The organism is Coprobacter sp. (genome assembly GCF_982436375.1).
Genome location: NZ_CEWDCG010000039.1, coordinates 1 through 17,749 on the forward strand (window position 1 = coordinate 1; position 17,749 = coordinate 17,749).

General features: G+C 39.7%; 14 protein-coding genes. 7 read left to right on the top strand and 7 right to left on the bottom strand.

Features of this window, described 5'->3' with window-relative positions; genetic code table 11:
- Positions 1–229: 229 nt before the first annotated feature.
- The 6 genes from lpxA to AC1WHX_RS03905 form a co-directional block, all read right to left on the bottom strand.
- Complete coding sequence (lpxA, locus tag AC1WHX_RS03880) at positions 230–1,009, bottom strand: acyl-ACP--UDP-N-acetylglucosamine O-acyltransferase (RefSeq protein WP_278584295.1); 780 nt, start codon at positions 1,007–1,009, stop codon at positions 230–232.
- Between the two features lie 23 nt (positions 1,010–1,032).
- The gene (locus tag AC1WHX_RS03885) at positions 1,033–2,421 is read right to left on the bottom strand and encodes a TolC family protein (protein ID WP_122338175.1); all 1,389 of its coding nucleotides are present in this window, start codon (positions 2,419–2,421) and stop codon (positions 1,033–1,035) included.
- A gap of 25 nt (positions 2,422–2,446) precedes the next feature.
- Positions 2,447–5,617 (bottom strand): efflux RND transporter permease subunit, encoded by a 3,171-nt coding sequence (locus AC1WHX_RS03890; protein ID WP_481228865.1) that lies wholly within the window; start codon positions 5,615–5,617, stop codon positions 2,447–2,449.
- Positions 5,618–5,643: 26 nt separating this feature from the next.
- Positions 5,644–6,834, bottom strand: a complete 1,191-nt coding sequence (locus AC1WHX_RS03895) for an efflux RND transporter periplasmic adaptor subunit (RefSeq protein ID WP_122338170.1) — start codon at positions 6,832–6,834, stop codon at positions 5,644–5,646.
- A 241-nt stretch (positions 6,835–7,075) separates the two neighbouring features.
- A complete protein-coding gene (locus AC1WHX_RS03900; protein ID WP_122304249.1) occupies positions 7,076–7,663 on the bottom strand; it encodes a Crp/Fnr family transcriptional regulator in 588 nt (195 codons plus the stop codon).
- Positions 7,664–7,762: 99 nt separating this feature from the next.
- Complete coding sequence (locus AC1WHX_RS03905; protein ID WP_122338168.1) at positions 7,763–9,388, bottom strand: B12-binding domain-containing radical SAM protein; 1,626 nt, start codon at positions 9,386–9,388, stop codon at positions 7,763–7,765.
- A 132-nt stretch (positions 9,389–9,520) separates the two neighbouring features.
- Here AC1WHX_RS03905 and pulA point away from each other — a divergent pair, with 132 nt between their 5' ends.
- From pulA to AC1WHX_RS03935, 6 genes are all read left to right on the top strand, one after another.
- On the top strand, positions 9,521–11,524 hold the full coding sequence (pulA, locus tag AC1WHX_RS03910; protein ID WP_122338167.1) for a type I pullulanase: 2,004 nt from the start codon (positions 9,521–9,523) through the stop codon (positions 11,522–11,524).
- 149 nt (positions 11,525–11,673) lie between these two features.
- Positions 11,674–11,967 carry a hypothetical protein gene (locus AC1WHX_RS03915; RefSeq protein ID WP_022390893.1) on the top strand — a complete coding sequence of 98 codons (294 nt, stop codon included), beginning with the start codon at positions 11,674–11,676 and terminating at the stop codon, positions 11,965–11,967.
- A 5-nt stretch (positions 11,968–11,972) separates the two neighbouring features.
- Positions 11,973–12,272 carry a cell division protein ZapA gene (locus tag AC1WHX_RS03920; RefSeq protein ID WP_022390894.1) on the top strand — a complete coding sequence of 100 codons (300 nt, stop codon included), beginning with the start codon at positions 11,973–11,975 and terminating at the stop codon, positions 12,270–12,272.
- Positions 12,273–12,366: 94 nt separating this feature from the next.
- Positions 12,367–13,908: a ribonuclease Y gene (gene rny / locus AC1WHX_RS03925; protein WP_009318823.1), complete on the top strand. Its 1,542-nt coding sequence runs from the start codon at positions 12,367–12,369 to the stop codon at positions 13,906–13,908.
- A gap of 108 nt (positions 13,909–14,016) precedes the next feature.
- Positions 14,017–15,294, top strand: coding sequence for a PSP1 domain-containing protein (locus tag AC1WHX_RS03930; protein ID WP_278584283.1), 1,278 nt, complete (start codon positions 14,017–14,019; stop codon positions 15,292–15,294).
- Positions 15,248–15,763: a gliding motility lipoprotein GldH gene (locus AC1WHX_RS03935; protein WP_481228866.1), complete on the top strand. Its 516-nt coding sequence runs from the start codon at positions 15,248–15,250 to the stop codon at positions 15,761–15,763. The genes AC1WHX_RS03930 and AC1WHX_RS03935 overlap by 47 nt, the downstream gene beginning before the upstream one ends.
- A 2-nt stretch (positions 15,764–15,765) precedes the next feature.
- Here the strand turns inward: AC1WHX_RS03935 and AC1WHX_RS03940 are convergent, their stop codons facing one another.
- A complete protein-coding gene (locus AC1WHX_RS03940) occupies positions 15,766–16,440 on the bottom strand; it encodes a B3/B4 domain-containing protein (protein WP_122338165.1) in 675 nt (224 codons plus the stop codon).
- A 170-nt stretch (positions 16,441–16,610) separates the two neighbouring features.
- Between AC1WHX_RS03940 and AC1WHX_RS03945 the strand changes: the two genes are divergently transcribed.
- Positions 16,611–17,708: a Gfo/Idh/MocA family protein gene (locus AC1WHX_RS03945; RefSeq protein ID WP_122338164.1), complete on the top strand. Its 1,098-nt coding sequence runs from the start codon at positions 16,611–16,613 to the stop codon at positions 17,706–17,708.
- The last annotated feature ends 41 nt before the right edge of the window (positions 17,709–17,749 follow it).

Below are 17,749 nucleotides of genomic sequence, written 5' to 3' on the forward strand. Positions count from 1 at the left end.
ATATTACAGCAAAACAATCCGAATAAGGTAAATAGAATTTTGTGGTTCATCTTATTATATGTTTTGTGTTCGTCCGTGAAAATATTTCTCTTTAAGTGTTTCGACAACATAAATAGATGTAGACAGCTTTTTTATAGATAAAATGCTTGTTTGTTTTTTATATGATAAAGAAAAGCGGAGAATAAAATTTATTTCTCCGCTTTTCCTTTATCACTTGTTTTTAACAGAATCAAATTGTGATACCGATAATTCCTTTATCGGAACTTTCAATGAAATTGATCAAATATTTGATTGCCGGACTTTCAGGAATCAATTCCTTGATTCTGAGAAGAGCATTCTCGAGGCTTGTGCCGCATTGGTATATTTGACGATATGCTTTCGCAATATCATCTACTATATTGTCCTTAAATCCTCCGGCTTTAGACATCAATACCGCATTGATTCCATAATAAGTAATCGGATTGTGAGCAGCGACAATAAAAGGAGGTACATCTTTGTTGGCACGGCAACCGTCCCGTAAAAGTGACCAGCTACCTACATGGCATCCGTGTTTCAAAATAACGCCGCTTCCTAATATTGCTTTATCATCGAGTTTACAATTTCCTGCGGTTTTAGTACCATTTCCTAAGATACAGTCATTCCCGATATAGGTATCATGGGCGATATGTACACCTTCCAGTAGAAAGTTTCCATTACCAATAACAGTACTATCTCCTTTATTGGTTGCACGGTTGATAATGACTTTTTCCCGAATTGTATTATTGTCTCCGATGATCAAAAGAGTTTCATCACCTTTGAATTTAAAATCCTGAGGTGCAGCTCCGACAATTGCAGTTTGGTAAATAATATTATTATTACCCATACGAGTTCCATTCAGGATACTGGCATAAGGCATAATCGTACAATTGTCACCGATCTCTACATTTTTATCGATGTACGCAAACGGATGAATAGTGACATTTTTCCCGATTTTTGCGCTTGAATCGATATAAGCTAATGGACTAATCATATTACATGGAATTTAGGGTTAATTTATTCTGTTCGTCCTCCACCTAAGGCGTGGTATAAATTTACGACAGCTTGTATGCGTTGGAACTCATCCGATATTCCGGATAATTGGGCGCTTAACAATGATTGCTGTGCCGTAAGAACTTCTAGATAAGTAGAAGTTCCTAAAGTTAGCAATTGTTGTGTATATTCGACCGATTTTTCTAAGGAATTTATCTGTTTTTCCCGTTGGATGGCCTTCTCGTTAGCTGCTTGATATTGGTAGAGGGCATTGCTGACTTCACTTCCTGCATTTAGTATAGATTGTTGGAAGTTGAGGGCTGCGATCTCTTGTTGAGCTTTAGCTGCTTTAAGTCTTGCTAAATTGGCGCCCCGATATAATAGCGGTTGAGTCAGCGTTCCAAGAGCAGACATGATCATTTTAGGAACATCGAAAATCGGCATTCCCGTAACGCTGTTTGTCCATCCTAATGTCCCCGTTATAGAAATTTGCGGATAGAAAGCCGATCGCGCTTGATTTGTACTGTAATAAGCTCCGGCAAGCGACATTTCTGCGGCTTTTACATCGGGTCGGTTAGCTAATAGCTGTATAGGAACTCCGGAATTAAGTACTTCGGGAAGTTTTTGTTCTTCTAACGTTCCTCTTTTGATTTTCTGAGGAGCTTCTTTAAGGACTAGAGAGAGCGTGTTTTCTATTTCCCTGATCTGCTGTTTCAAATCAGATATTGAGGCTTTAATCATATAACTGTTAGCTTCGCTCTGTACAATTGCCGCCTCATTGACCATTCCGGCTTCTTTCATCGACCGCATGGTCTCGATACTTTTATCCCAGATGATAGAAGTTTCTTCAGTTATAGCCAATTGTTTGTCCAACATCAGTAATGTGTAGTAGCAGTTTGCGATTGTTGCTATTACCTGTGTTTGTACAGCCTGTTTGTAAGCTTTACTTTGTAATAAAGCTACTTTGGCGCCTCGCTTTGAATTAAGAAGTTTCCCGAACAAGTCGACCTCCCAGCTTGCAGATATAGGGAGCGTATAAGTCCAGCTTCTTTTAGATCCTTCTAAATGGCTGACTCCTCCTTGTGGTGCAATTGCAAGAGAAGGAGCATAAGCCATCCTTGCCGACAAGAGTCCCGCTTCAGCAGCTTTTACGTTTTGTATTGCACTTTGTAGATCTGTATTTTGTTCTAACCCTAATCGGATGAGAGCTTGTAATTGGGGATCGGTGAAGACTTGTTCCCAAGGTAAGTTGCCCATGTTGGTCGTATCCGAAGCGAGAGTATCGTTATCTGATACCGGATCTCGATACAACCCTTGTGTGTCCACTTCAGGACGATCATAGGATTTATATATGTGACAGCTACTCATCATGGCTGCCAGACATACAGTATATAAAATTATTTGTTTCTTCATTTTCTTTTCTTTAATGTGAAAACCTTTATTTGGTATATTGTTCAATCTCTGCCTCGATCTCGCTGTTATCCGTATCGTGCCATTCGATAGGTTTGAATTTTTCCTGTATTATTTCAAATATAACGAAAAGAGCAGGTACGATAAAGATCTGACAAACCATACCGATGAACATACCGCCTACAGCTCCTGTTCCCAGCGTACTGTTTCCATTTGCACCTACACCGTGAGCGAACATCATAGGAAGAAGCCCTATAACCATTGCCAAGGAGGTCATAAGAATAGGACGTAAACGGGCTGCTGCTCCTTGTATCGCAGAATCGACGATACTCATACCCGTTTTTCTACGGTCAAGAGCAAATTCGACGATAAGAATGGCATTCTTTGCCAACAATCCGACCAACATGATTAAAGCGATTTGCAGATAAATATTGTTTTCTACACTCATCATTTGGGCGAAAATAAAACTTCCCGCTAATCCGAACGGTATAGAAAGTATTACTGCCAACGGAAGAATATAACTTTCATATTGGGCACTCAATAACAGATATACGAAAACAAGACATAAAGCAAAGATTATTACAGTGGTATTAGCTCCTGTACTTTGTTCTTCCCTCGTTATACCAGAGAATTCGTATCCATATCCGACAGGTAATGTTTCTGCGGCGACTTCTTCTATAACCTTGATTGCATCTCCTGAGCTGACTCCGGGAACAGGAGATCCGTTTACTTTCATAGAAGTGTACATGTTGAAACGTGTGATATTATCCGGGCCGTATACTTTCTTTAATGTTACGAATTGAGTGATCGGAGCCATTTCGTTACCGTTGCGCACTTTGATGCTATTTAGTGTTTCCGGACTGATACGACTTTGCGGATCGGCTTGAATCATAACACGGTATAATTTACCGAAACGGTTGAAGTTTGAGGAATACAAACCTCCGTAATATCCCTGTAATGTAATGAGAATATCTCTTGGGCTGATACCGGCTTGTTTACATTTGGCGGCATCGATATCGATCATATATTGAGGGAATACCGGACTGAATGATGTTTGTGCGGCTGCAATTTCCGGACGTGCGTTCAGTTTAGCGAGGAAATTTTGTGCGATTTTAAAGAAATCGTTCAGGTCTCCTCCGGTTTTGTCTTGTAAATTGAACTCGAAACCGCTACTTACTCCATAACCCGGAATCATAGGGGGAGCGAAGAAGAGGATCTGTCCTTCATTAAAAGCTTGAGCGGATTTTCCGTATAGCATTTTGATAATGTTATCAGAACTTTCTTCTGCACTGCGTTCTTTCCAGTCTTTTAATTTGACGATGATTGATCCATAAGAATTTCCCTGCCCGGCTACAAAGTTATATCCCGTAATTTGAGTTCGTCCTTTTACGGCAGGGATAGCAGCGATTATACTGTCTACTTTTTGCATCATGGCATCGGTACGTTCCATAGATGTTCCGGGAGGCATAGATGCCATGGCGAAAATAGTTCCGGTATCTTCATTTGGAACCAAACCAGTCGGTGTAGATTTCATTAAGAAAAACAGCACTATAACACTGGCAATTACTGTTCCCATAGAAAGCCATTTATGGTTTATAAAGAACGAAGTCTGACGTTTGTATTTTTTAAGTACGATGTCGTATGCCGTGTTGAAAGAAGTGTGAAAACGGTCTATTAGACTCATTTTCTTTTCTCCTTCTTTCTGATGAGGTTTCAGAAACAAAGCACATAATGCCGGACTAAGAGTCAATGCATTGATAGCTGAGAACCCGATAGCTATGGCCATAGTCAATCCGAATTGGCGGTAGAAAGTTCCGGATGTACCTCCCATGAAACTTACAGGAATAAACACGGACATCATTACCAATGTAATAGAAACGATAGCGCCACCTAATTCACTCATAGCGTCGATGGAAGCTTTACGGGATGATTTATATCCCTGGTCGAGTTTCGCATGGACGCCCTCGACGACGACTATCGCATCATCGACGACTATCGCAATGGCAAGCACCATAGCACATAGAGTCAACAAGTTCAAACTGAATCCGATCAGGTACAAAGCAAAGAATGTTCCGATGAGGGCTACCGGAATAGCAATAGCCGGAATCAATGTAGAACGGAAGTCTTGTAAGAATATGTATACTACAAAGAATACGAGAATAAACGCTTCGACTAAAGTCTTGATAACCTCTTCGATAGAGGCGAAAAGGAAGTCATTGGCATTTAATAATACTTCGGTTTTTATTCCTGCCGGGAATTGTTTTTCCGCTTGGGCAAGATAGGCTTCTATGTCTTTGATGATCTGGGTTGCATTCGATCCGGCGGTTTGGAAAATAATAGAGGTTACACCCGTATGACCGTTAACGCGGTTATTAAAACCATAAGTCAATCGGCCAAGTTCAATTGTAGCAATATCTTTTAACCGTAAGATTTCTCCGTTTTCAGTAGCTTTGATAACGATGTCTCCAAACTCTTCTTCAGTTTGTAAACGCCCTTTATATCGCATCACATATTGGAACGATTGGTCTCCGTTTTCACCGAACTGACCGGGAGCGGCCTCTATATTTTGTTCTGCTAAGGCGGCAGATACATCGGTCGGCATCAATTTATATTGTGCCATGACATCCGGTTTCAGCCAAATACGCATAGAGTAGTCTGCACCCATTACCATTGCATCTCCGACACCGGGAATACGTTTTACTTCAGGTATAATGTTGATATTTGCGTAGTTTTCAAGGAATTTTATATCATATTGGTCATCCTCACTATAAATAGCGAATCCCAACAACATACTGGTTTGGCGTTTCTGTGTCGTCACACCGATTTGAGTAACTTCTGCAGGTAAGAATCCTTGCGCTTTGGTAACACGGTTTTGTACGTTTACCGCAGCCATGTCGGGATCTGTGCCTTGTTTGAAGTAAACATCAATGCCTGCATCTCCGTTATTTGAGGCGGTAGACGTCATGTACATCATGTTTTCCACTCCATTGATTTGTTCTTCCAGAGGGGCGATCACACTGTTCAGTACCGTTTGTGCATTAGCACCCGTATAAGTTGCGGATACGTGTATGGTAGGAGGGGCAATATCCGGATATTGCGTGATAGGCAGGGATACCAACCCTAATATTCCCAAAATGACTATCAAAATGGAAATAACCGTCGAAAGCACAGGGCGGTTTATAAATTTATCTAGCTTCATATCTTTATATACTGTTTATGAATTTATTATTTATTTTTCCCGGCAGTTTGTGTTTGTGTCATTGCTTTCAGTTTAGCAGCAGCTTCTTCGGGTGAGATCGGTTTTATTTGAGCACCGTCTTTTAGTGTTCCTGCGCCTTCAAGAACGATTCTGTCTCCTGCTTTTAGTCCTGATGTTACTACAAAGTTTTTTCCGTCATTTACATTCAGTATCTTTATTTCCGTGTTTTTTACGGTAGAGTCATCTTGTACGATATACACAAATCGTTTATCTTGCATTTCGTATGTCGCAGCTTGTGGAACTAAGATGGCAGAATCGAGCTTTATCGGAACAAGTATGTCTCCCGTATTCCCGCTACGAAGCAACTGGTCGGGGTTTGGGAATGCTGCACGCAAGTTGGAAGTCCCTGTTGACTGATCTATAATTCCACTGATTGTGGCGATTTTCCCTTTTTGATTATACAAAGTTCCATCAGATAATTTTAGTTGAACTTCCGGAAGATTTTGTACTAAGTTGTTTGCTCCATGTTCACGTGCCAATTCGAGAATTTGCTTTTCGTTTAATGAGAAATAGGCAAACATCTCAGAGTTATCGGAAACGGTTGTCAATGGAGTTACCGAACCAGGGCTCACTAAACTTCCCACACGCAAGGGAATCGTTCCGACAACACCGTTAGACGGACTGACAACTTTAGTATATGATAAATTCTGTTTGGCATTGATTAATTGGGCTTTTGCTTGCGCCAGCGCTGCTTTTTGAGTGGCTAAAGTGTTGAATGCCATTTGTTTGTCATATTCGCTGATAATGTTCTTTTTTGCCAGTTCCGCTTTGTTGTCTGCCGTTAGTTGGGCTGTAGCTACATTAGCTTCAGCAACTTTAACTGCTGCTTCGGCAACTTTAACTGCTTCTTGATATTGGACGGGATCTATCACGAATAGAAGTTGTCCTTTATGAACGGTTGCACCTTCATCTACACAAAGTTGTGTAATGAATCCGCTGACATTAGGTCTGATTTCTATATCCTGACGACCTTTGATTGTTGCCGGATAGGAAGTATTCAGTTCTACTGATTCCGGCTGTAAAGTGGTTACAGGAAATTCCTTTACCATGTTAAATCCACTCTGTTGTTGTTTACCGCATGAAAAAAGTGACAAGCATATTGCTGTCGATAAAATTACTCGTTGTGATTGAATAATCATAGCTTTTCGAATTTTCATATTTATATATATCTAATACCTATTTTATCTGTTGGTGCGGAATTAACTTCCACATACAAATTTATCAACTTTCATACCTTAAAAATTAAACAATCTAAATCTGGGTACAAATGTACCGTGATAAAAGGAATTGTATTTTGATATATGTCAAAAATAATTCTTTTAAGATTGTAAATCTCGTTAAATGCCGTGTTAAATTAACGATTTTAACCTATTAAAATTAACATATTGGTTAATTTAATCAAAGTGGGTATTTTTCGGAACGTATCCGACTGATCGTTTCTTGGGTGATTCCTAAGAACGAGGCAATTTGTCCTAATGTAGCTCGTTGTAATAAACGAGGGTAACGCGTCACGACCCATTCATACCTTTCGCGGGCGCTTCTGCATTGTAAATTAATGATTCTTTCTTCCAGGAAATAGCTGTAATCGAGCAGAATGCGGTTTATACGTTGTGCTGTTGTAATATCTCTTATTTTTAAGGGCTGTGAAAATAAATTGATATTTATGGTTATTACATGAGAATCTTCGAGGAACTCGATGATTTTAGGCAGTTCGGGCTTATTGATTTGCGAATTGAGACAGAGGATCAAGTCTTGATCAAAAGCGAATGAAAAAGTAATTTCTTTCCCGTCTTTAAGATAAAAAACTCTGGCTCCGCCTTGGGAGATAATATATATATGCTCTTCGATCTCTTTTACACTGCTGATAATTTCTCCTTTTTTGTAGAAATTTTCCGATAATATAGATTTTAATTTCTCTTTGTCTTCTTGGGGTAAAACTGAAATCGATTCATTTAGGTAATCGATATTGTTATATTTTAACTCCATGTGCCGCATTTATTGATTGTTTGCAAATATAGAGAATATAAACGGTAAAGAATGTAAGTTCTTCTTAAAAACGTCTATAATATAAAAATCTGTAAAACTTTAATTTTCGGCGATAAAGACCGGCACATGAATTTGTGTTTCAGGTTCGAATCCGAACCAATAATTACCCGTTTTGTGTGGTAAGCGGCAAAGTTTTAGGGAATCTTTATATTTCCCTTGTAAAATATTCCATGCAGACGGGGGATTTTGATGTTTTGTCATGACTTTTTCCGCAGGAGCTTTTTTTAAGGAAAGTCCGGCAATAATCCATGCAACAGATACGTGGACGGTATATTCGGGATATACCTGTTTACAGAAATCATAAAGGAGCAGACCTCTTTTCTCTATACTTAAAGGCTTGTCTATTACATCGGAAGCGATAAGAAAGTTCAAAAAACTTTTTAAAAATCCGGATTCTGATAATATTAATTGGCGTGTGATCTTTTGCCAGACAGGAGTGTTGTAGTAACCGTCGAGTAACCGGGATAATTGTCTTGCGTATTGTAATTCTTCGGCGGTTATTTCATTCGTTTCCAATACTTCGTATGGAGGATAAGGAGAATAGCGGATACCCCATTCTTCAGCTCTTTTTCGCATTTCTGTCCCGGGTAGGACTTTTAATGATTCGAGTTGAATTTCTCCGGCTCTGAAATGGGTGAGGACATGGATATCCTCGAATATTTGTTCTAATTTATATAGCGGAAGTCCGGCTATCAGATCGGCATGTGTTTCCATGTTGGTTAAAGAACATAAATATCTCAGCCCTTCGAGAGAGCGTTGTAAATCTCCTGATCGTCGGCTTTGCATAAGTACATTTTCATGCAAACTCTGTATTCCGGCTTCAAGGTGTAAACAACCTGTCGGCATATCTGCTAATGCGGTTTTCAGTTCGTTGGTCAGTAATGCCGGATGAATTTCGAGGTGGAATCGAATTTCCGGAAATTCCCGGAAAAGCTTCAATAATTCCAAAGCGCGTTTGTTGTTATAATTAAAAGTCCTGTCCAGTACCCTGACGTTTTTTATTTTATGTTGCTGTATTATTTGCAATCTCTTTCGGATTTGTTCTGTATTGATAGTGCGTACGGGTTTTTCCCCTCCGCTTACGCAGAAGGCGCAAGTGTTGAAACAGCCTCGGGTAGTTTCTAATTGTACGAACGGTTTTTCCCAATTAAAGAATTTACTTTCTTCGGGGGGAATCAGTTTTTCGAAATACTGTACGCGGGCTATTCCCTTATCTATATACTGTTTTTGGGAATCGAGAAAACAAATCCCCTCTATCATATTCCATTTTTCAGGTTTATCCCATATTTGTAGCCAAAGTGGGACGTTTTCTTCTCCTTCACCTCGAAATACACAATCGACAAATGGTGTTGAAAGTAAAAAATCTTTGTTATTTCCTAAAAATTCAGGTCCGCCTAGTATGACTTTGCTATTGGGCAGTAAAGCTTTAAGTCTGCAAATAATATGCAATAATATCTCTTTGTTAAATAGCCATGCGGTTGCTGCAATAATATCGGGTTTGCATTTTGCGGCGTTCTTTACGATCATGCCTATATTCTCATTGATAGTGCAAGATACGATTTCCCATTCGATATCCGGGTTACCCTTTATTTGTGCATGAATTGCCGGTAATGCCAGGGAAGCATGAGCGTAAGAACTGTTTAAATCTATCCAGAGAATTTTCATATTGCATGATAATTTTTTAATAGATTGCAAAGATATAAATAGCTAAACTATTTCATTGGATAATATGTTATAACGTTAAAGATTTTATAGATAAAAGTATGGATCTGTGTTCTTAAATTAATTGGTAGGTCAATGAAGTGGTTCACGTTTTCTTTATTTGCGATTTTTATGTTCGTAATTAGCAGTTGTAATCACCGACAATCTGCTTATAAGAGTTATGAAGATTATCCGGCTTATGTGGGGGATGATTTGGGAGTAACCGTAGCAGATGGCAAAACACGTTTTGTATTATGGACTCCTACAGCAGAAGCTGTCCAGATTAGGATATATGATAATGGAGAGAATGGAGATCCTGAGAGAATAATCACTATGGATAAAGATGTTGATACAGGAGTGTTTAGAGCGGTTGTCTCTGAGGAGCTTTATGGCAAATATTATACTTACCGGATATTAAAAGATGAAAAATGGCTTTCCGAGACTCCCGGAATTTGGGTAAAGGCTGTCGGGGTGAATGGCAACAGAGGGGCAATTATACGCATGCAAGATACAGATCCTGAAGGTTGGGATAAAGATATACGGCCACCGTTAAAAAACTTCACGGATATTATTTTATATGAGATGCATTATCGGGATTTCTCGATCGATTCGACATCCGGTATTAAAAATAAGGGTAAGTTTCTTGCTCTCACCGAGCGGGGAACTGTGAACCCTGAAGGTTTGAAAACGGGAATAGATCATTTAAAAGAACTGGGTATTACACATGTTCATCTTTTACCCTCTTTTGATTTCGGCTCTATCGATGAAACAAAGTTATATGAAAATAAATATAATTGGGGGTATGATCCTAAAAATTATAATGTGCCTGAAGGATCTTATTCGACAGATCCTTATAAGCCCGAAACCCGTATCCGTGAGATGAAGCAGATGATACAGGTTTTACATAAAAATGGTATTCGGGTAATTATGGATGTAGTATATAATCATACTTACGTGACTGACGGTTCGAATTTTAACTTGACGGTCCCCGGTTATTATTACCGGCATAATCCTGACGGCACTTATTCGGATGCTTCGTATTGTGGAAACGAAACGGCATCAGAAAGAGAAATGGTACGCCGATATATCGTTCAATCTGCTCTGTATTGGGTAAAAGAGTACCATATCGATGGTTTCCGTTTTGATCTGATGGGAATTCATGATCTGGAAACGATGAACATGCTCAGGGATTCTTTAAATCGAATTGATCCTTCCATTTTTGTTTACGGTGAAGGTTGGACTGCCGGACCATCTCCTTATCCTCAGGAGCTACGGGCAATGAAAACAAATGCACCTCAAATGCCGGGCATTGCTGTGTTTAATGATGATGTGCGTGATGCAGTGAAAGGTAGTTTTAAGAAAGATGAAAATCGAGGGTTTGCTACGGGAAAATTAGGGTTGGAAGAAAGTGTAAAATTCGGTATTGTTGCTGCTACTCAGCATCCCCAAATCGATTATAGTCAGATAAATTATTCTACATCGCCGTATGCTTTGTATCCGTCGCAATCTATAAATTATGTGTCGAGTCATGATGATCTGTGTCTGGTCGATAAACTTATTGTTTCTTTACCTGAAAATACTTCCGAGTCTGATTTGATTCGATATGATAAATTAGCGCAGACTATTATATTTACATCCCAAGGGATTCCGTTTATGTTTAATGGGGAAGAGGTTTTCAGAAGTAAAAAACTGGTACATAATTCTTTTGAATCTCCAGATTCTATCAACCAAATTAATTGGGCAAATAAATCGATATATTATGATTTGTTCGATTATTATAAAAAATTGATCGCTCTTCGAAAAAAACATTCTGCATTTCGTATGGTTACGACAACCGATATACAGTCAAATTTACATTTTGAAGAACATTTGCCGGAAAATGTTATAGCTTATCGGTTGAATGGGAAAGCTGCAGGGGATATTTGGAGCGAAATATTTGTCGCTTTTAATGGTAATAATTCTCTTCAAGAAATTTCTATTCCGGACGGGAATTGGACAATTGTTTGTTTAGATGGAAAGATCGATGAGGCCGGAATATCCTCAATCTCCGGAAATAAAATAAATTTGCCTCGTTCTTCGGCAGTTATATTAAAAAGATAAATGCTTGAATTATAATCTATTAATTGTTTTATTCCGATCCAAAAAATAAAATCGGATCGGAATAAAATCATATATATCATTAAAAATAACTACGGATATATTTCAATATTCGATCAGAATCTCTATATTTGTATAGAATTTGATATAAAATGGCGGACAATCCGAAGCGGGTACTGGATACTTTGCGGGCTCATATACAAGAGTTGATGAGACGTTGTAATGTTCTGAAGCGCGAAAAAGAGGAATTGGAAAAACGCATTGAAGAACAGAAAAGCACAATTGCAACCTTGCAGAGGGATTTGGATGAGATGAGTATCAAATATCAGGATTTACTGACTGCAAGAGGGCTGGCTCTCGGTGAGAGCGATATTAAAGCAGCACGGAACAGGTTTGGTAAATTGGTGCGGGAAATCGATAAATGCATCTCTTTGTTAAATGAATAGATGCTATGAACGATAAATTTAAAATTCACTTAGAAATAGCCGGGCGCAAGTACCCTCTGAATATTAGGAGAGAAGATGAGGAGATTGTGAGACAAGCGGCTGCATTGGTAAATAAAAAGCTGGCTACTTATAGAGAGCAGTTTGGCAAAGATAAATCGAAATCGATATTTGATTTTTTAGCGATGACGGCTATTGATTTATCTCATGCATATCTAAGGCTGAGGGAGACACGGGATGTTGAGATTTTTACCGGAATTGTTCGGGAAATAGATGAAGAGTTGGATAGCTATTTGAACCAGAAGTAGATTTTATTTTTTAAGAGACATATATTCCTGCACTGCAACAGGGCATTTTTTGCCTTTGATGTGGTGCATTTTTTTAATAATTAAATAAGAACAAATGGAAATTATATCATTGGTGATTACGGGACTCGTTTGTTTGCTGGTAGGTGCGACAGTGGTTTTTGTAATAGGAAAGACCTTGTTGAAGACACGGGCACAATCGATTATAGAAGAAGCCGCAAAGGAAGCTGAAGTAATTAAAAAGAATAAATTGCTTGAAGTAAAAGAAAAGTTTCTGCATCTGAAGGCAGATATGGAAAAACAGGCAAATGCACGTAATGCGAAATTGCAGTCTGCAGAAGCCAAAGCAAAGCAACGGGAGCTGCAACTTAATCAACAACAGCAGGAGTTGCAACGAAAGAAAGCTGAGTCTGATGCAATACGTGCCAATCTGGACACACAAATAGAAATTGTAGAGAAGAAAAAAGCCGAATTGGAACGTTTGCATAAGGCCGAGGTTGAACGTTTGGAACATCTTTCGGGACTTTCGGCAGAAGAAGCGAAAGAAAAGCTTATCGAATCGTTAAAAGAAGAGGCGAAGACGCAGGCGGCATCTTATATTAATGATATTATGGATGAAGCCAAACTGACTGCAAATAAAGAGGCGAAACGAATTGTAATACAAAGCATTCAGAGAGTGGCGACAGAGACGGCGATAGAAAATTCGGTGACGGTGTTCCATATCGATTCAGATGAAATAAAGGGCCGTATTATCGGTCGTGAAGGCCGTAATATTCGGGCATTAGAGGCCGCAACAGGTGTAGAAATAATTGTGGATGATACTCCCGAGGCGATTGTTTTGTCAGCGTTTGACCCTGTTCGTCGTGAGATTGCTCGTTTGGCATTGCATCAGTTGGTAACGGACGGACGCATTCATCCTGCCCGTATCGAAGAAGTAGTTGCGAAAGTAAGAAAGCAAATCGAGGAGGAAATTATCGAGACCGGAAAACGTACGGCTATAGATTTAGGTATTCACGGGTTACATCCCGAATTGATCAGATTAGTGGGGAAAATGAAATATCGTTCTTCTTACGGACAAAATCTGTTGCAACACTCTCGGGAAACAGCAAATCTTTGTGCTATAATGGCTTCGGAATTAGGGTTGAATCCTAAGAAGGCGAAACGTGCAGGCCTTTTGCACGACATCGGAAAAGTACCCGATGAAGAACCGGAATTACCGCATGCTTTATTGGGTATGAAATTAGCGGAAAAATATAAAGAGAAATCCGATATTTGCAATGCGATAGGAGCTCATCATGATGAGACGGAGATGACAAGCCTGCTTGCACCGATCGTTCAGGTTTGTGATGCGATATCGGGAGCACGTCCGGGAGCACGTCGTGAGATTGTAGAAGCATATATCAAACGTCTTAATGATTTGGAACAGCTGGCCCTTTCATATCCGGGAGTTCTGAAAACGTATGCGATACAGGCCGGGCGTGAATTGCGTGTAATTGTCGGAGCTGATAAGATCGATGATACCGAAACGGAAAACCTGTCGACCGAAATCGCAAAGCGCATTCAAGATGAAATGACCTATCCGGGACAGGTGAAGATTACGGTTATCCGTGAAACCCGTGCGGTAAGCTTTGCCAAATAGGACGAGAGATCGGCTTATCTGCGACAAATAAATATTTAGGGCTGCAGGCTTCACCAAAATCTATGATTCTGAGTGCTGACTGTAGCTTTTTTTGATAAAACAGATTATATGAATAACACGTCAGATAATAATAACGAGAATACCCCGATATCGAAAAAAAAATGTAGGGCGAATAAGCTTGAGTGCTATGATTGGCTGTCTGATCTGCCGGAGTCTCATAGTGAGACGGAGATGGTGGAGGTACAGTTTAAGAATACGCGTAAAGGATATTATAAAAATTCCACCCATATTCATCTTGAAAAAGGAGATATGGTGGCTGTCGAGGGGAATCCGGGTCATGATATCGGAGAGGTGACTTTAACCGGGCGTCTTGTTTTGTTACAGATGAAAAAAAATGGGGTAAAATTGGATAATCCCGATTTGAAAAGGGTTTATCGTAAGGCCAAACCGAACGATTTGGAAAAATATGAAGAGGCCAAATCCCGAGAACATGACACGATGTTGCGTGCCCGTAAGATTGCTGAAGACTTGAATCTGGATATGAAAATCGGTGATGTAGAATATCAGGGAGATGGGAATAAGGCTATTTTCTATTACATTGCAGATGATCGTGTCGATTTCCGTCAATTGATAAAAGTGTTGGCCGAGGCTTTTCGGGTACGTATCGAGATGAAACAGATAGGAGCTCGGCAAGAAGCCGGACGCATCGGGGGAATAGGTCCTTGCGGACGCCAACTTTGTTGCTCTTCTTGGATGACTAATTTTGTATCGGTGGCGACAAGCGCGGCCCGCTATCAGGATATATCGTTGAATCCTCAAAAATTGGCGGGACAGTGTGCTAAGCTGAAATGCTGTTTGAATTTTGAGGTCGATGCTTATGTCGAAGGACAAAAAAAATTACCGTCCCGAGAAGTTGCTCTCGAAACGAAGGACAATACCTATTATCATTTTAAAACCGATATATTCAAACGGCAAATGACCTATTCGACAAGTAAGGAGATAGCCGCAAATCTGGTAACTGTAGATGCTTCCCGGGTTTTTGAGGTCATTGCGTTGAATAAAAAAGGTATAAAGCCCGATAAACTTGAAGTTCTGGACGACCAAGAACCGGTAAAAAAAGATTTTGAGGATGTAGTGGGGCAAGATAGTCTGACCCGTTTTGACAAGAGTAAAAAGCGGTCGGGTAATAATGGCGGAAACGGGCAGAATCGCCGTCGAAAGAAACCGGGTTTTAAGAGGAATAACGGAAACGAGGCTTCCGGAGCGATAACCGGACAGGAGACTGCTTCTTCTCAAAACGGAGTTCGTGGAAATAATAACCGAAATGGGAACAACAATAATGGAAAAAACAATAGCAACAACCGGACGGGAAGTACACCTGAGTAAGGTGATACTGTTATTCTGTCTGCCGATACTGTTTTTTTCCTGTACCACAAAGGACGTGTATCATACGTTTAATCACATTCCCGAACGGGGATGGGATAAGCGTATGATAGAGCGTTTTTCTCCGGTAATTGAAGATACGATAAGTACCTATGACATAGATTTGTCTTTGCGTTATACCAACGATTACAATTATAGAAACTTGTGGCTTTTTATTACCTGTGAAGCGGAAACAGGAGAGGAGTTTACCGATACGTTGAATTGTGTCTTGGCCGATGAGTATGGGAAATGGTTCGGTTCGGGTTGGGGAGCTTCCTACCAGCAGACGATTTCTTATAAGACCGATTTTAATTTCCCCCGTAAGGGAAGGTATTCTATTTCTGTTCAACAGGGAATGCGTGATGATGTAATTCCCGGAATTACGGAAGTCGGCATAAAAATAACTCCCGTAACATCCGTTGCTGGAGAATGAACTTAATAAGTCCGGACATAGTCGGTCTCGATATCGCAGGCATAAGCATAACGGGTTAACAAATCTGTCGTTAGCTTTATGGCGTTTTCTATACCGTTTTCTCCTGAATATCCGTTGATAATGATTAGTATTTGTGTCGTATCGGGAGAAAGTTTTGTCCTTTCTTCGTCACTTGTCGGTGTCCCGATAGGACCTGTTGCATCTCTATATACCGGAAGATTTTCTATGTTCAATATACCCCGTCCTATAGCATGGAATAATTCGTTTTCTTTACCGACGCCTAAAGTCAGAAAGTCCCCCTCTATTTTTCCGGCATCAAAACCTCCTATAGAATATCCGGTACGAATAGACACCAAATTGATAAGATCCACTAATGTCGAGATATGATATAATTCCATCCCCTTTGTCAACCGACGGCATAAAGCTTCAGCTGAAGGACGATAGCGATTCGGGTCTTTCCCTAAGTTTTTATATACTTTCCGTGTTGCCAGTATCGTTTCCCGTTTATTGATTGTTTCTAAAGGGTATTCTTGTCGGATTTGAGTTATTTCCTCTTCAATCTCTTTCCAAAGAGATTCGTTATATAAACTGTTTTTTACTTGAGCACAGACAAGTCCGGCAGTAAACTCGGGGCATGTTTGTTTGATTGTATCCGAGATAGAAAGTCGTATTTTCATTTGTTTGTATTGAAAATTGCAAGACAAAAATACGAATTCGCATTCTTAATATATAAGAATCGTCTTAAATTTTATGGAAATGTTTTTTAACTTATTGTTTTTTGTTAACTTTATCGTCATATAGATAAATCTTTATTCGATTTCAATTTTACAATACATACATAATTATTATGAAAGCACCTCGTACAATAAGTTTATTAGTGTTCTTCTGTTGTTGCGTTTTATTACGAGCCGAAGATAACTCTCCGCTGAGGCTGGGTATTGCCGGTCTTTCTCATTCCCATTTACATGAAGTGTTGGTCAGGCTCGATAGAGGCGATTTTCAGATTGTCGGAGTCGCAGAAAGAGATGCAGCTCTTAGAGAAAAAACTCCGTTACGGAAAAAGGTCGACCCTTCTCTTTTTTATGAGAATTTAGAGGAAATGCTCGATAAATCGCAACCTGAAGCTGTTATTGTATATGAGCCTATTTATGATCATTTGAGGGTTGTTGAAGCGTGTGCTTCGAGGGGGATACATGTTATGGTGGAAAAACCTCTTGCCGTAAGTATGAAACATGCCAACCGTATGGCAGAACTTGCGCGGAAGAATGGTATATTGTTGTTGACCAATTATGAAACCACGTGGTATGATACGAATCATGAAGCTTATCGTTTGATAAAGGACAAGGGGGCTATTGGTGACATAACCCGTATGGAGGTTTATGACGGACACCAAGGTCCGGTCGAGATTAAATGCAGCGAAGAGTTTCTCCGGTGGTTGACAGATCCGGTATTGAACGGAGGAGGTGCGGTGACTGATTTCGGTTGTTACGGGGCGAATTTGGCTACATGGTTTTTTGACAATCAAAAACCTGTCAGCGTATATGCGGTCTTGAAACATCAGAAGCCGCATGTATATCCTAAAGTTGATGATGATGCAACGATTATACTTGAGTATCCTTCGGCGACTGTTCAGATTATGGGTTCATGGAATTGGCCGATGAATAGGAAAGATATGCACATTTACGGTTCACAAGGGTATATTTATCAAGATACACCTGTCAAGATGCGGGTTTATACAGATAGAGAGGAAAATTCTGTCATTGCTCCTCGATTAAAGACTCCGTATAATGATCCGTTCTATTTTCTGAAAGCTGCGGTACGGAAAGAAATACAAATTTCTCCACAAGACTTATCTTCATTAGAGAACAATCTGATCGTTGTAGAAATACTCGAGTCTGCCGTGAAAAGTGCGGAAAAAGGCAAGGTGATCCGTCTGAAAAAATAAATTTTTTGAGAGGAATATTATTAAATTATACAATAGAGCTT

Excerpts from the sequence above, each read along its gene's own strand:
- AC1WHX_RS03935 (WP_481228866.1), top strand. The coding sequence starts at position 15,248 with ATGGAAAAAACAATAGCAACAACCGGACGGGAAGTACACCTGAGTAAG.
- pulA (WP_122338167.1), top strand. The coding sequence starts at position 9,521 with ATGAAGTGGTTCACGTTTTCTTTATTTGCGATTTTTATGTTCGTAATT.
- rny (WP_009318823.1), top strand. The coding sequence starts at position 12,367 with ATGGAAATTATATCATTGGTGATTACGGGACTCGTTTGTTTGCTGGTA.
- AC1WHX_RS03890 (WP_481228865.1), bottom strand. The coding sequence starts at position 5,617 with ATGAAGCTAGATAAATTTATAAACCGCCCTGTGCTTTCGACGGTTATT.
- AC1WHX_RS03895 (WP_122338170.1), bottom strand. The coding sequence starts at position 6,834 with ATGAAAATTCGAAAAGCTATGATTATTCAATCACAACGAGTAATTTTA.
- AC1WHX_RS03900 (WP_122304249.1), bottom strand. The coding sequence starts at position 7,663 with ATGGAGTTAAAATATAACAATATCGATTACCTAAATGAATCGATTTCA.
- AC1WHX_RS03920 (WP_022390894.1), top strand. The coding sequence starts at position 11,973 with ATGAACGATAAATTTAAAATTCACTTAGAAATAGCCGGGCGCAAGTAC.
- AC1WHX_RS03885 (WP_122338175.1), bottom strand. The coding sequence starts at position 2,421 with ATGAAGAAACAAATAATTTTATATACTGTATGTCTGGCAGCCATGATG.
- AC1WHX_RS03930 (WP_278584283.1), top strand. The coding sequence starts at position 14,017 with ATGAATAACACGTCAGATAATAATAACGAGAATACCCCGATATCGAAA.
- lpxA (WP_278584295.1), bottom strand. The coding sequence starts at position 1,009 with ATGATTAGTCCATTAGCTTATATCGATTCAAGCGCAAAAATCGGGAAA.
- AC1WHX_RS03905 (WP_122338168.1), bottom strand. The coding sequence starts at position 9,388 with ATGAAAATTCTCTGGATAGATTTAAACAGTTCTTACGCTCATGCTTCC.
- AC1WHX_RS03945 (WP_122338164.1), top strand. The coding sequence starts at position 16,611 with ATGAAAGCACCTCGTACAATAAGTTTATTAGTGTTCTTCTGTTGTTGC.
- AC1WHX_RS03915 (WP_022390893.1), top strand. The coding sequence starts at position 11,674 with ATGGCGGACAATCCGAAGCGGGTACTGGATACTTTGCGGGCTCATATA.
- AC1WHX_RS03940 (WP_122338165.1), bottom strand. The coding sequence starts at position 16,440 with ATGAAAATACGACTTTCTATCTCGGATACAATCAAACAAACATGCCCC.